This window comes from Streptomyces roseifaciens, from assembly GCF_001445655.1.
GTDB classification, from domain to species: Bacteria; Actinomycetota; Actinomycetes; order Streptomycetales; family Streptomycetaceae; genus Streptomyces; species Streptomyces aureoversilis.
Genome location: NZ_LNBE01000001.1, coordinates 133,937 through 147,794, shown reverse-complemented (window position 1 = coordinate 147,794; position 13,858 = coordinate 133,937). Strand labels below are relative to the sequence as shown.

11 protein-coding genes are annotated in these 13,858 nt (G+C 72.5%); 5 read left to right on the top strand and 6 right to left on the bottom strand.

Going from position 1 to position 13,858, the window contains the following annotated elements:
* Positions 1-8: 8 nt before the first annotated feature.
* Entirely contained in the window at positions 9-1,289 is a 1,281-nt protein-coding gene (locus AS857_RS00590) for a sensor histidine kinase (RefSeq protein ID WP_058041092.1), read from the bottom strand.
* A 189-nt stretch (positions 1,290-1,478) separates the two neighbouring features.
* Between AS857_RS00590 and AS857_RS00585 the strand changes: the two genes are divergently transcribed.
* The gene (locus AS857_RS00585; protein ID WP_079109953.1) at positions 1,479-3,014 is read left to right on the top strand and encodes an alpha/beta hydrolase; all 1,536 of its coding nucleotides are present in this window, start codon (positions 1,479-1,481) and stop codon (positions 3,012-3,014) included.
* Between the two features lie 77 nt (positions 3,015-3,091).
* Here the strand turns inward: AS857_RS00585 and AS857_RS00580 are convergent, their stop codons facing one another.
* Both AS857_RS00580 and AS857_RS00575 read right to left on the bottom strand, forming a co-directional pair.
* On the bottom strand, positions 3,092-4,378 hold the full coding sequence (locus tag AS857_RS00580) for an MFS transporter (protein WP_245699516.1): 1,287 nt from the start codon (positions 4,376-4,378) through the stop codon (positions 3,092-3,094).
* Between the two features lie 400 nt (positions 4,379-4,778).
* Positions 4,779-5,558 carry a DeoR/GlpR family DNA-binding transcription regulator gene (locus AS857_RS00575; protein ID WP_058041089.1) on the bottom strand — a complete coding sequence of 260 codons (780 nt, stop codon included), beginning with the start codon at positions 5,556-5,558 and terminating at the stop codon, positions 4,779-4,781.
* Between the two features lie 284 nt (positions 5,559-5,842).
* Here AS857_RS00575 and AS857_RS00570 point away from each other — a divergent pair, with 284 nt between their 5' ends.
* From AS857_RS00570 to AS857_RS00555, 4 genes are read left to right on the top strand one after another with little or no spacing between them, the layout of a single operon-like run.
* Positions 5,843-7,390 carry an FGGY-family carbohydrate kinase gene (locus AS857_RS00570; RefSeq protein WP_058041088.1) on the top strand — a complete coding sequence of 516 codons (1,548 nt, stop codon included), beginning with the start codon at positions 5,843-5,845 and terminating at the stop codon, positions 7,388-7,390.
* Positions 7,383-8,912 carry an FGGY-family carbohydrate kinase gene (locus AS857_RS00565; RefSeq protein WP_079109952.1) on the top strand — a complete coding sequence of 510 codons (1,530 nt, stop codon included), beginning with the start codon at positions 7,383-7,385 and terminating at the stop codon, positions 8,910-8,912. The genes AS857_RS00570 and AS857_RS00565 overlap by 8 nt, the downstream gene beginning before the upstream one ends.
* On the top strand, positions 8,909-9,535 hold the full coding sequence (locus AS857_RS00560) for a histidine phosphatase family protein (RefSeq protein ID WP_058041087.1): 627 nt from the start codon (positions 8,909-8,911) through the stop codon (positions 9,533-9,535). Before AS857_RS00565 ends, AS857_RS00560 begins: the two co-directional genes overlap by 4 nt.
* Before the next feature lie 31 nt (positions 9,536-9,566).
* A complete protein-coding gene (locus AS857_RS00555) occupies positions 9,567-10,607 on the top strand; it encodes a 2-hydroxyacid dehydrogenase (protein ID WP_058041086.1) in 1,041 nt (346 codons plus the stop codon).
* 163 nt (positions 10,608-10,770) lie between these two features.
* Here the strand turns inward: AS857_RS00555 and AS857_RS00550 are convergent, their stop codons facing one another.
* The 3 genes from AS857_RS00550 to AS857_RS00540 form a co-directional block, all read right to left on the bottom strand.
* Positions 10,771-11,250 (bottom strand): hypothetical protein, encoded by a 480-nt coding sequence (locus AS857_RS00550; protein ID WP_058041085.1) that lies wholly within the window; start codon positions 11,248-11,250, stop codon positions 10,771-10,773.
* A 17-nt stretch (positions 11,251-11,267) separates the two neighbouring features.
* On the bottom strand, positions 11,268-12,605 hold the full coding sequence (locus tag AS857_RS00545; RefSeq protein WP_058041084.1) for a NucA/NucB deoxyribonuclease domain-containing protein: 1,338 nt from the start codon (positions 12,603-12,605) through the stop codon (positions 11,268-11,270).
* A gap of 225 nt (positions 12,606-12,830) precedes the next feature.
* The gene (locus AS857_RS00540; RefSeq protein WP_058041083.1) at positions 12,831-13,832 is read right to left on the bottom strand and encodes an alpha/beta hydrolase; all 1,002 of its coding nucleotides are present in this window, start codon (positions 13,830-13,832) and stop codon (positions 12,831-12,833) included.
* Between the last annotated feature and the right edge of the window lie 26 nt (positions 13,833-13,858).

The following is a 13,858-nucleotide window of genomic DNA, read 5'->3' as shown; positions in this document are numbered from 1 at the left end:
AGAGCCGATCATGCCGACAACCGTACCGGCAGCCGGACCGCCAGCCGCCAGTGCTGCGGCCCCACCGGGCCGGCCTCGATCTCACCGTGCAGCAGCCGCACGCGCTCGGCCAGCCCGGGCAGGCCGTGCCCTGACGTCGGGAAGGCACCCCGGCCCGTACCCGTACCCGGACTCGTCCCCGCCCCGGTCCGGTTGACCACACTGAGCTCCAGCGTGCCCGGCGCGGCCGCCACGCGAACCTCGATCGGACCGCCCGCCCCGTGCCGCAACGCGTTCGTCAGGCCCTCCTGCAGAATCCGGTACGCCGCCCGGGAGAGCGTCCCCTGCACCTGCGTCAGCTCGCCCGACAGCTCCGGCTCCACCACCGCGCCCGCATGCCGCAACCGGTCCAGCAGCTCGGGCAGGTCGGCCAAGGTGCGGGTGGGCGCGGTCTCCGACTCCTGCTCGCGCAGCACGCCCAGCACGTAGTCCAGGTCCTCCAGCGCGGCCCGGGCCGACTCCTCGATGCTGCGCAGGGCGGCCCGCGCCGCCACCGGGTCGGCGGAGAGCACCTCGCCCGCGACCGCCGCCTGGATCGTGGTCGCCGTCAGCGTGTGCCCGATCGAGTCGTGCAACTCCTGGGCCAGTCGGTTGCGTTCGGCCAGGGCCAGCTCCCGCTCGGCCGCCAGCGCGAGCCGCTCGGCCGACGACGGCCCGAGCAGCCTCGGCGCCAACCACCGCAGAGTGTTCGCCACCACCACGCAGACAACCGCCGCCAGCAGCACACATCCGAGCGCCACAGCCCAGCTCTGCCAGCCACCCACCACCCATACCGACCGACCGAACAGGCTCAGCCCCGCCTCGGCGCCGAGCGGGAGGGTCAGACCCGCGAGGAGCAGCATTCCGCTCACCAGCGCACCCGTCCACCCCAGTGCCACGTGCAGCAGCAGCCAGAGGGGAGTCCGCCAGCGGTCAGCGGCGGGGGCCGGCGCGGCAGGGCTCGGCCCGATCTCGGGTGAGTTCGCGGGCTGACGTGCGGCCACAGGATCCGGCAACGGCACCCTCAGCAGCCGGCGGGCGGACGCGATCAGCACCCGCCGCGTGGGGCGGGCCAGCCCGGCCACGCCGATCAGCGCCGCCCAGAGCAGCAGGATGAGAACGAGCTGCACTCCGTAGGGAGCGGATGGCCACGCCAGCGCCGGCAGCATTGCGACAGGCAGCAGTGGGAGGCTCGCCAACGCGCCGCAATAGGCGAACAGCGCACCCGAATACGTGGAGCCGCGGAGCAGCGGCCGGACACTCTTGATCATAATCCGCCCAGTATGACCAGGTAGCTCACCGGGGGTCCTCCCCCGATCGAGGGAGCCTTTTCTCCCGCCTTCCCGCGATGTGCATCCGAGCCCCCGGAGGCCAGGATCTTGCCCTGAACAGTTGGCCGGAGGACGGCCCGCCCGCACGCAGCAGGGCGGACGGCGCCTTCACCATTTCCCCCCGTAAGGATGAGCACCACCGTGCGAAACAGACGAATAGCACCTCTCCTGAGCGTCGGCATCGCGACAGCTTTCGTTTCGGCGCTGACACCCGCAACAGCATTTTCCGCGCCTGAGGCCTCCGCAGCGAAGGACCCTCTGCGGCAGTACGCACAGCAGAAGCCCCGGTGGCAGCGCTGCGACGCGGGGAGCCCCGCCGCCTTTCAGTGCGCGACTCTCAAGGTGCCGCTGGACTACAGCGATCCCGGCGGCAAGGAGATCGACATCGCGGTATCCCGGCTGAAGGCAAGCAGCGCGAAGGAACGTCGTGGCGTTCTGCTGCTCAATCCCGGCGGCCCCGGCGGGCCGGGCCTGGACATGCCCGTCGACCCGAACTTGAACCTCCCTGAGGAGGTGAAGAGACAGTACGACGTCATCGGGTTCGACCCGAGGGGCGTCGGCCGGAGCTCTCCCGTCAGCTGCGGTCTGACTGACGACGAACAGAACTTCGAGCGCCCGTACAAGGCCGAGACGTTCGCGAAGGATGTGGAGTGGGCCCGTACGGTGGCCGACAAGTGCCGGGCCGAGGCGGGTGACAGGCTGCGGCACCTCACCACCCGCAACACCGCTCGCGACATGGACGTCATCCGTGCCGTGCTGGACGAGGAGAAGCTCTCCTACCTGGGGTTCTCCTACGGCACCTACCTCGGCGCCGTCTACACGCAGATGTTCCCCCAGCGAACAGACCGATTCGTGCTGGACAGTGCAACCGACCCCGCGCGGTTCGGACGGGGCGTCTTCCAGGGGATGGCGGAGGGGACCGAACCCGCCTTCACGCGCTGGAGCGAATGGACCGCCCGGCGACACACGACGTACGGACTGGGAAACACCCCGGCCGAGGTTCGCAAGACCTTCTGGGACCTGGTCGCCCAAGCCGATCGCAAGCCCATCGGCCACGACGGGAAGAACCTCACCGGCGACGACATCCGCGCCGAGCGTGCCATGTTCTTCCGCGTCCAGAACGCCGCCCGAAAGGTCGCCGAACTGAAGCAGGCCGCCGAGGGCAAGAAGCCGGCGCCGTCCGGCACACCCGGGCAGGACCCGGGCCCCGTTCCGCCAGCGTCCACCCATGACATCCCCTCGGACAATGCAGCCGCGAGCGTCTGGGCCGTCATATGCGCCGACACCCGCACGTCGTGGCCGGACGACCCCGAGCAGTACCGCCGCGACGCGATCCGCGACAAGGCCCGGTATCCGCTGTACGGCGATTTCGCGTCCAACATCAAGCCGTGCGCCTTCTGGAAGCAGGGCAGCGAGCCCGCGACAACGGTGAACAACAAGGTCAGTGCCCTGATCCTGCAGAACGAGTGGGATCCCCAGACGCCCCTGGCCGTCAGCCAGGGCATGCACCGCGCTCTGCACGGCTCCCGGATGGTCACCGTCGCCGGCGGGGAGGGACACGGCGTCTTCGGCACCGGCTCCTGCGCGGACCGAAGTGCCACCGCCTATCTGACCACGGGGAGGCTCCCGGACAAGGACCTCACCTGTCAGGCGCCGACCGGGTAAGGGGACGGGTGACCGGCGCCGGACATCCTGCGGGCGGGCGAACGGCGCCCAGGCACGGCGCCGTTCGCCCGCCCGGTTCAGCGGTCCGCGCCTTCTGCCGGGACCGGCAGGCGCAGGAACGCCGTCAGGAAGGCACTGGTGAGGTAGAGGGCGGTGAAGACCCACATGAGTCCCTCGACGCCCAGGGGTCCGAGGAGGAGGCCCACCATGGCGGGGCCGAGGAAGGTGCTGGCGCCCGCGCCCAGGTTCAGGGCCGACATCGCCTGCCCCTTGTGGTCGGGTGCCAGTGACGGCATCAGGGCGGACAGCGGCACGTATCCGGCGAGCGTGGCGCCGAAGAGGCTGACCAGGACCACGGCCATGGGGAAGTCGTCGCCGGCCGCGACCGTCCCGTAGTGCAGCAGCAGGGTGGTCACCGCGCAGCCGACGCCGCCGCACCAGGCGACGGTGCGCTGCCAGCCGATGCGGTCGCCGACCACGCCGAAAATGAGGTTGAAGAAGATGTTGGTGGCGAACATCGCGGAGAGCAGTCGCAGCCACTCGCTCAGGGTGAAGCCGAGCGTCTCGGTGAAGAACACCGGCAGGAAGACGAGGAAGCCGAACTGCGGCGCGGTGTTGATGGCCCGCACGACCGCTCCGGCCCCGATGCGGGGCCTGCGCCAGATGATGGCGAGCGAGCCGATGAGGGTGGCGAGGGGGCGTTCTCCGGCGGGGGCGAGGCGGTGGCTGCCGGTGGGTTCGCGGACGAGCAGCAGGGCGATGGCACCGCCCGCGGCGACCAGCCCCAGCGCGAGCCAGAGCGTGCCGTAGGCGCCGATGCGCGGTACGGCGAAGCTGGCGACGAGGGAGCCGAGGGTGGGCAGGCCGCCGGTGAAGGCGAACCAGAACCAGCCGACCGCGGAGCCGAGCCGCCGCCGGGGCGTCACGGCGGTGACCCAGATGAGGAAGCCGTAGGCGAAGAGGGGGTAGCCCAGGCCCCGTAGGCCGTAGCTGATCAGCAGGAGGGGAAAGTCGGTCGTGGGGAGGGCGAAGAGCAGGAGGGCGGTCTGGAGGACGATCCAGATGCCGAGGCCGAGCGTCATGACGCGGCGCGGCCCCCACAAGTCGCACAGCGCGCCGGAGAACCAGGCGGCGACGCTGGCGGTCACGCCGTAGACGCTGAACAGCAGTGCCACCTGCTGCTTGGACAGGCCCTCGTCCAGCAGGTAGGGCGACAGGTAGCCGGACTCGACGCCGTCTCCGATCATGAAGACGAGGACGCCGAGGTAGCCCCAGGCGAGGGACCGGGGCAGGCCGGCACGGTCCAGCCAGTGTCTTCGGGGGGCGCGGTCGGCCGACGATGCAGGGTCCATGACAACGGTCACGGCAACCACCTTCCGGGGGCTGTGCGGAGCGGGAGGGGGCGCGGCGCAGCACGGGAGGCGGGTGCGTCGGTACGCCACGACGAAGCGCCACGATGAAACGGGGCGGTGCGGGCGTCAACGCGGCGGGGGAAAGCCCCCGCGGCAGGTACGGACGGTGGCGTGAAATCGCCGTCCGGTGCGCGTCACGCGGGTTCGGCGACGGGGCGTCGGCCCTGTTCAGGAAGGTGATGGCGGGAGCCTTGAGCTCGCTCCGGCAACGTGAAGTGTGCGTGAAGTTCACATGGGTCGCACAGACCTCGACCGTGTCGGTGGACAGGCCGCGGCAGCGTCAGCGAGCCCACGCGCGCCCACCGGCGTCAGCGACCGGGAACGACGGCGCGAGCGACCGGGGACGACGGCGTCAGCGACCGGCTACGACGCGCACCTCGACGCCCTGCTCGCGCAGCCGCCGCACCTCCGGGACGGGGGCGGCGTCGTCCACCAGGACCAGGTCGAAGTCGGTGAGGGGGGCCAGCGCGTACAGCCCCTGGTTGGCGAACTTGGTGTGGTCGACGAGCAGCACGCGCCGGGTCGCGGACGCCATCATCGCCTGCTTGACCTGCACCGTCTCCGGCGACATGTGGTAGCAGCGGCCACCGGTGACGGCGGTCGTCGACATGAACAGCACGTCGGCGCGGTACGCCTGCGCGCTCTGCGCGGCGTGCAGGCCCATGAAGGCGTCGTAGGCCGGGAAGTAGGTACCGCCGAGGGCGATCAGCGAGATCCCCGGTTCCCCGGCCAGCGTGGAGACGACCGGCAGCGCGTTGGTGATGACGGTCAGGGGTGTGCGGCCGGCCATCTCCCCGGTCAGGCCCAGGCACGTCGTGGAGTCGTCGATCATCACGACCCGGCCCGGTGCCAGGAGGTCGGCCGCGGCGCGCGCCAGCCGCTGCTTGGTCCGCGTCATCGACGTCATGCGTTCGCCGACGCTGCCGTGGAACTGCGTCGACGGCAGGCAGCTCGCGCCGCCGCGCACCTTGCGCAGCCATCCCTGGGCCTGCAGCGCGTCGAGGTCGCGGTGCACGGTCATCACGCTGACGCCGAACTCCTCGGCCAGCGCGGACGTCCGGACGAAGCCCTTGGCCGTCACCAGGTCGCGCAGCTGCCGGCGCCGCTCCTCCTGACCGTCCGCGCGCGTCACGCCGCCGCTCCTCTCCGCTGCCCCCCCCCCGCACCGGGGAGCCACGCCACCGTCACCGTCGCCATCACCGTCATGTGAATCTCACATGAACCTAACACGGCGTGTCCCGGCCCGGCCCCGCCCGTACCGGTGCCGGCAAGGACCTCACATCACGTGCGTCCCAAGGCGCGGGAAATGGCCCGTGGCTGATTGACGCCCTGCGCGGCGGCGGGTTTCGCTACGTCCGCGAACCGGCCGTCGTCCCTGGTGACGCGGCCACTGCGAAGAGGCAGGTACTCGAAGTCATGTCGGTTCTCACCATCGACGTCGGCACGTCGGTGATCAAGTCGGTCGTCTTCGACGACCAGGGGCAGGAGATCGCGGTCTCGCGCATCGCCACCGAGGTTCTGCGGCCCCGCCCCGGCCGGGCGGAGCAGGACATGGACGCGGTGTGGGACGGTGTGGTCCGCACCGTGCGCAGCGCCTTGTCCCGGCTCGGCCCGGACGCCGGCTCCGTGTGGCTCGTGAGCCTCACCGCGCAGGGCGACGGCTGCTGGCTGGTCGACGACCGGGGCCGCCCCACCGGGCCCGCGGTCCTGTGGTCCGACGGCCGCGCCGGCGGTCTGCTGCGGCGCTGGGAGGCCGAGGGCGTCCTGGAGGAGGCGTACCGGCGCAACGGCTCCCTCACGTGCGGCGGCATGCCCAATGCGATCATCAGCTGGCTCGCGGAGCACGACCCGGAGCGGCTGGAGCGCTCCGCGACGGCCCTGACGGCGGCCGGCTGGCTGTTCCTCAAGCTCACCGGCGTCACGGCGATCGACGAGTCCGACGCGTCCGCGCCCTTCCTCGACCACGCCACCGGTGACTACGACCCGCGGATCCTGGAGCTGTTCGGCCTCACCCGGGCCCGCCGCCTCCTGCCGCGCGTCCTGGGCGAGGACGAGCGCATCGCCGAGATCACCACGTGCACGGCCGGCGAACTGGGCCTGCCCGCCGGGCTGCCCGTGGTCATGGCCCCCTACGACATCGCCGCGACCGCCCGCGGCACCGGCGTGGTCGACCCGGGCCAGGCCTGCGGCATCCTCGGCACCACCTTGTGCACCGAGATCGTCACCCGGCACGTCGACACCGCGGGCGAGCCCTGCGGGATCAACATCGCCTACGGGGGCCGCGAGCGCGTCCTGCGCGCGTTCCCCACCTTGTCGGGCACGGAGGTCCTGGACTGGGCGGCCCGGACCCTGGGCGTCGAGGGACCCGCCGCGCTCGGTGAGCTGGCCTTCGGAACCGGGCCGGGCGCCGGAGGGCTCGCCTTCCTGCCGTACCTCTCCCCCGCCGGGGAACGCGCCCCCTTCCTCGACCCGCGCGCCCGCGGCACCTTCTGGGGCCTGTCGCTGGAGCACACCCCCGCCCACCTGGCCCGCGCCGTCTTCGAGGGCCTGTCCCTCGTGGTGCGCGACTGCCTGCACGCCTCCCGCACCGAGGTCCGCGAACTGCGCCTGTGCGGAGGCGGATCGGCCAGCGACGCCTGGTGCCGGCTGATCGCCGACGTCACCGGGGTGCCCACGGCCCGCAGCACCGACACCGAACTCGGCGCCAAGGGTGCGTTCCTGACCGGCCTGGTGCTCACCGGGGCGGAGCCCAGCATGCGCGACGCGGCGGCGAAGTACGTCCGGATGCGCGCCGGCTGGGAGCCCGACCCGGAACGGAGCGCCTTCTACGACGAGCTCCACGCCTCGTTCCTCACCTGGCGCGACGCCGCCCGCTCCCTCGGCTGGTCGCCCGCCGCCACAGCCGCGCACGTGCCGGCCCCGATGCCGCTGCCCGCACCCGTAGGAAACGCCGCACATGCCTGATCACCAGCATCCGCAGCACGCCCCCTCCCCCGCCCCGTCCCCTCTCATCGACCCGGACGCCGTCCACCTCGGCCTCGACCTCGGCACCCAGAGCGCCCGGGCCGTCGCCGTGGACGGCACCGGCCGCACGGTCGGCGCTGCCTCCCGGCCGCTGACCAGCCGGCGCGACGGCGTACGCCACGAACAGGATCCCGGGCAGTGGTGGGCGGCCCTCGCCGACGCCTGCCGCGAAGCCCTCGCCGGCATCGCCCCCGAACGCGTGCGCGGCCTGGCCGTCGACGCCACCTCGGGAACGATCCTGCTGGCCGACAGCCACGGCACGCCGCTCACCCCGGGCCTGATGTACGACGACGGGCGCGCCCACGCCCACACCGAGCGCGTCAACACCACCGGCGCCGCGGTGTGGGAAGCATCCGGCTACCGCTCCATGCAGCCGTCCTGGGCCCTGCCCAAGCTCCTGTGGCTTCTGGACCGGGGGCCGCTGCCCACCGGGGCCCGGCTGCTGCACCAAGCGGACCTGATCACCTGGCGGCTGACCGGACGGCAGACGGCCGCCGACGCCAGCCACGCCCTGAAGACCGGCTACGACCTCGTCGAGGAACACTGGCCGGAGGCGGAACTGTCTGCGCTGGGCGTCCCGTACGAGCTGCTGCCCGAGGTCGTACGCCCCGGCATCGTCCTCGGCACCGTGTGCGCCGACGCGGCGCGCGCCACCGCCATCCCCGCAGGCACCCCGGTCGTCGCGGGGATGACGGACGGCTGCGCCGCGCAGATCGGCGCGGGGGCGCTCGTACCGGGCGCCTGGAACTCCGTCCTGGGCACCACCCTCGTCCTCAAGGGCGTGAGCACCCGCCTGGTGCGGGACCCGGCGGGCGTCGTCTACTGCCACCGGGGCCCCGGCGGCACGTGGCTGCCCGGCGGGGCCTCCAGCAGCGGAGCCGGGGTGATCGCCCGGCACTTCCCCGGGGCCGACCTCGACGCCCTCACCCGCCAGGCCGCAGCCTCCGGTTCGACGGCCGTGGCCTACCCACTGACCGGCGCCGGCGGGGAGCGTTTCCCCTTCCGCGCCCCGGAAGCGAGCCCCTTCGTCCTCGGCCGGCCCGCCGGGGAAGCCGAGCACTTCCACGCCTGCCTCCTCGGCGTGGCCTGCGTCGAACGGCTCTGCTTCGACTACCTGGACCACCTCGGCGCCCCCGTCGACGGCCCCGTCACCCTCACCGGCGGCGGCGCCCGCAACCCCTACTGGTCGCAGCTGCGCGCCGACCTCCTGGGCCGCGCCGTCCGGCTGCCCGAGCAATCCGGGAGCGCCACCGGCATGGCGGTGCTCGCCGCGACCGCCTCGGGCGCCACGCTGGAGGACGCGGCGGCCGCCATGGTCCGGGTGCGCACCGAGCTGCACCCCGACCCGGCGCGCACCGCCCGCCTCCTTCCCCGCTACCTCGACTTCGTCGACGAACTGACCCGCCGCGGCTGGCTGGAGCCGGCCGTGGCGGCGCACGCCCGCAGAAAGGCCGAGCAGTGACCGACTTCCTCCTCGTACGCCACGGCGAGACCGAATGGCACGCCGAGAACCGCTACGCGGGGCGCAGCGACGTGGCCCTCACCGAACGCGGGCGCCGGCAGGGCGAGGCGCTCGGCGCCTGGGCGGCCGGGCAGGGGCTGGACGCCGTGATGTGCTCGCCGCTGTCCCGGGCCCGGCTCACCGCCCGCCCTGCCGCGGCCGCGCTGGAGCTGCCCGTGCAGGTGGACGAGCGGCTGACCGAGGTCGGCTTCGGGCGGGGCGAGGGCCTGACGCGCGCAGAAATGGCCGAGGCGTTCCCCGCGGAACTGGCCGCCTTCCTCGACGACCCCGTGGCCCACCACCTGCCCGGCGGCGAGGATCCGGCGGCAGCCGCCGCCCGGGCCGTCGCGTGCCTGACGGAAACCGCGCGCGACCTCCCCGGCGGCCGCGTCCTCGTCGTGGCGCACTCCACCCTGCTGCGCCTCGCCCTGTGCGCGCTGCTCGGCATTCCCCTCTCCCGCTACCGCGTCGTCTTCCCGGCCCTGGAGAACGGGGCCCTGACCGAGCTGCGGCTGCGCGAGGGGCGGGCGTCCCTGCTGCGCCTCAACGCACCGGTCACCGCCGCCGCCCCCACCCGTGCCTGACCCTTCGTCCGACCCTCCCTGGAGCACCACCGTGACCACCACCGTCCTTGCCGCGGGCGACCACTTCGTCCTCCCCCGCCTCCTGACCGAGGAACTCCGCGCCGCCGCGCCGGAGACCCCGCTCGACGTCCACGAGCTGACCCTGCCCTGGCCGCACACCCCGTTCGGGCCGGTCGCCGAGGTCGAGGAGGCATCGGGCACGGAGGACGCCCTGATCGAGGCGCTGCGCGGGGCGCGCGTGTGCGTCACCCAGATGGCACCGCTGACGGAACGGGTCCTGCGGGCCTGCCCCGACCTGGAGCTGTTCTGCATAAGCCGGGGCGGCCCGGTCAACGCCAACCTGGCCGCCGCCACCCGCCACGGCGTCTCCGTCAGCTACGCGCCCGGCCGCAACGCCACCGCCACCGCCGAGCACACCCTCGCCCTGCTGCTGGCCGCCGCCCGGGGCATCGGCGACGTCCACACCGACCTCAAGCGGGGCACGTGGCGCGGCGACTACTACGACTACGACGCCTGCGGCATCGAGATAGAGGGCTGCGTCGTCGGGCTGGTCGGCTTCGGCGCCATCGGCTCGCGCGTGGCCCGCGTGCTGGTCGCCATGGGCGCGCGCGTCCTGGTGCACGACCCGTACGTACCGGCGGAAGCACTCGCCGGCCTGGCCGAGCAGGTCACCCTGGAGGAGCTGCTGCGCCGCTCCCGCATCGTCTCCCTGCACGCACGCGTGACGGACGAGACCCGGGGCCTGATCGGCCGCGCGCAGATCGCGGCCATGTCGCGCGGCTCCGTCCTCGTCAACTGCGCGCGCGGCGCCCTGGTCGACTACGACGCCGTCTGCGACGCCCTGGAGTCCGGTCACCTGGCCGGCGCCGGGTTCGACGTCTTCCCGGCCGAACCGGTACCGGCCGGCGCCCGGTTGCTGTCCGCACCGGGCGTGGTGCTCACCCCGCACATCGCGGGCGGCAGCCGGCAGGTCGCCCACAAGGCGGCCCGGATCGTCGCCGCGGAAGTCTCCCGCTTCCTCGACGGCAAGCCCCTGGCCCACTGCGCCAACCCGGAGGTGCTGGCGGCCTGACGCGGGGCCCGGCCGCACGGCCCCGCGTCCTCTGCCGAGGAAGCACGGCGACTGCACGAGCGCACCGAACAGCTACCGGCCGGCTGCTGAAGCTCCGGCGTGCGGCGGCCCGCCCCGGCCGTCCGTTCCGCCCGGGGCGGGCCGCCTTGCTCGGGGCCGCGGCTCAGCGCGGCCAGAGCTGGATCAGCCACTCCTCCGTGCCGTGGAAGAACATCTCGCCGGCCGTGTGCCGCTCCCGTGCCGCGACGCGGCCCAGGCTCGCCGCGCGCAGCCCGTAGACGCCCGGACCGCCGAGGTCGACCGGCTCGCCCGACGGATGGCCGTCCCACTCGTTGAGCTGCACCTTCCCGTGCCGGAACAGCTCGAATTCCACCGTGTCCAGGGTGTCCCAGCTGCCCGGCGGCGCCGGCGGTTCACCGGACCAGCTCTCCAGCCGCACACGCGGGTGGAAGTCGGTGGTGGCGCACCGGAAGAGCACGCCGCCCGGCCCGGCGAGCACCGTCCAGCGCCTGGGGGCGCTGCTCGCGGCCGCCTGCGGATCGGCGCCGTCCTCCAAGCCACGCAGGAAGAAGGTGAAGTACGAGACGCAGGGCTCGGCGGTCCGCGCGCCGAGGAGTTCGGCGGACGGGGGTGTGGCCGTCACCGGCTCACCTCCAGCGGTCAGCTGCGGATGTGGACGTAGAACGCGTCGGAGTCGAGAATACGGTCGAGTTTGTAGAACTCGGCGATCCGTTCCCCGCCCTTCCTGTTGTCCTCCGCCGGAATGGCCTTGGCCGCGTAGTTCTGATGGGCCGGCTGGGCGCCCGCGCTCTGGTACGTCGACGCGAAGGGATACTCGTCGCACTGCAGGCCGCGGGAGGCGTAGCCCGGCCAGTAGCGCTCACAGGTGGCACGCACCCGGTCACCGCTGCGCTTCTGCATGGCCTTGTCGTAGTAGTTGCGGGTCAGCGCCTGACCGCTGGACGGTGCGCCGGGCACCTCCTTCGCCCGGTACACCGGCTTGGTGCGCTCCGGCCGGAACTGCGCGTCACGGATGTTGCGCGCGGTCTGCCGCACCTCGCGGTCCCGGATGCCGATGCTGCTCATCACCGGGACGACGACGTCGAAGACGCACGCGCTGCTCCGCCCCGGTATGTAGGACGCCGAGTCGCAGCGGAAGCCACCGCGGCCGGTGGTCACGGACTTGTGCCGCCCGCCCTGGATACCGGTGAACCGCTGGGTGATGTTGTAGTACGCCCGCTTGTCCGGCCCGTCGCCCGCGTGCGCCGAGTTGAACCAGTGGTACGAGCCGGTGCTGTCGCGCATCCACTCGGTGAGGGTGTCGGTGCGCCCATTGCCCGGCTCGGAGGTGCACCGGGGCGAACCGCTGAGGTTCGCGCAGGCGATGCTGTGGCGCAGCTTCAGCCCGGAGACGTCGCCCTTGACGTCGATCTCGTCGAGGAGCGTGCCGTAGTAGATCCGGCGCTGCCCTTCGTAGCCCTCGCCGATGGTGGTGGCGCGGAACTTGAAGGAGCCGACCGGGTAGCACCCGATCAGCCACCTGCACTTCTGCTTGTACAGGGTCTGGGTGGTGCCCTGACAGTGGAAGAAGTGGTCGATGGTCCAGCCGTAGGTCCGGTACGTCTTCTTGTTCTCCATGCAGACGTTGATGTTGGGGTCGGTGCGCCGGAGGGCGGGGGCCTCGGGGCGCCCGTCCGGGCCCTTCCGCTCGGCGAGGGAACTCGGCGTCCTTCCTTCCTTCTTCAGCGTTTGCAGGGTGCGGGAAGCGGTGATGCGCTCCTCCATGTCCTGCGCGCTCTCCTCCGGCAGGCCCTTGTGGGCCTTGCGGTCGTCGAGGCCGAACGACGGCGCTCCCCCGGGGTCCGGGGTCGGTTGCTCGGTCACGATGGTGAAGTCCGTGGTGTCCGGCGTGGGCGCGGCGGTCGCCGCTCCGGCCGGTACGGTCAGCAGCACGCTGAGGCCCAGGGCGCTGATGACGGTGACGAGTGGTCGCCTCACGAGACGGTGTCCTCCTTGCGGTGCGGCACCGCCGGAGGAGCCCGGAAGCGTATGACGGCCCCGCTCCGCCGATGCCATGTGCATGACACGGCAAACGTAGCCCGTATGCCACCAACTCGTTTGTGCAACACGCCGGTTGGACGCAACCGGCAAGCACCGTTCCGGGCGCCTGGTCCGGGCCATTGCCCGCCAGGCGCCCCCTGTCCGACGCGGCTGCGTTCTGCGCTACGCCTTGCGGAGCCGGTCGATGATGCCGTCGAGGTCGCGGGTGAACAGATCAGGACGGACGTAGTGACCGCCGGGCACTTCGTGCCATTCGTGCGGGATGCCCGCCCTGTCGAGGAAGCCGCGGAACTCCCGCTGGGTGTCCAGCACGGCAGTCTCGTTGAACCTGTCCCAGAAGGTCGGCTCGGGGCTGGTGCCCGCGACCATGAAGACCCGCTTGTTCCGGTAGCTCTCGACCCGCTCGCACGGGTTGTCCATGCTGACCCTGTTCTGGTCCCACGGCACGCCGTAGACCGTTCCGCCGCCCAGTTCGATCGCTGCGGAGGACGCGTTGGCCCAGTGGACGACGCCGCCCTGGATCCCGCCGGCGGGGCCTCGCAGGCTGGCCGGGCCGGAGTGGGAGCTCACCGAGGCGAAGTGGCCCCAGTACTTGGCCGCGTACTTCAGCGCGCCGAAGCCGCCCATCGAGAACCCGGAGACGGCGCGGCCGTCGTACTCGGCGAAGGTCCGGAAGTTCGCGTCGATCCACGGGATCAGCTGGTTGATGTGGAAGCTCTCCCAGTTCCGGCGGCCGACGGTCGAGCTGACCGGGTTGGAGTACCAGCCCGCGTGTCCGCCGTCGGGCATCACCACGATGACCGGCTTGCCGGCGGTCCAGGCCCGGATGTTCAGGGGCGGGCGGTCGAAGGTGATGAAGTCCTGGTCGTTGCCGCCGCCGTGCAGCAGATAGAGGACGGGGTAGGTGCGCCCACTGAAGTGGTAGTCGTCGGGGAGGAGGACGTTGACGGCGGGCTTCCAGCCGATCTCGCGCGTCTCGAACCGGTAGTACCACATGCGGGGGTCGCCCTCGCCGCGCTCCACGATGCGCAGCCCGAAACCGTCGCCGGCCGCGTTGGCCGCCGACGCCGTCGCGACGACGGACCCGGCGCCGAGGGCCATGGCGGCGGAGACCCCGCCGACGGCTTTCAGAACGTTCCTGCGGGTGGGGCGGTGCTCGCTCAACGGGACCTCCTGGTCGGTGACCGATC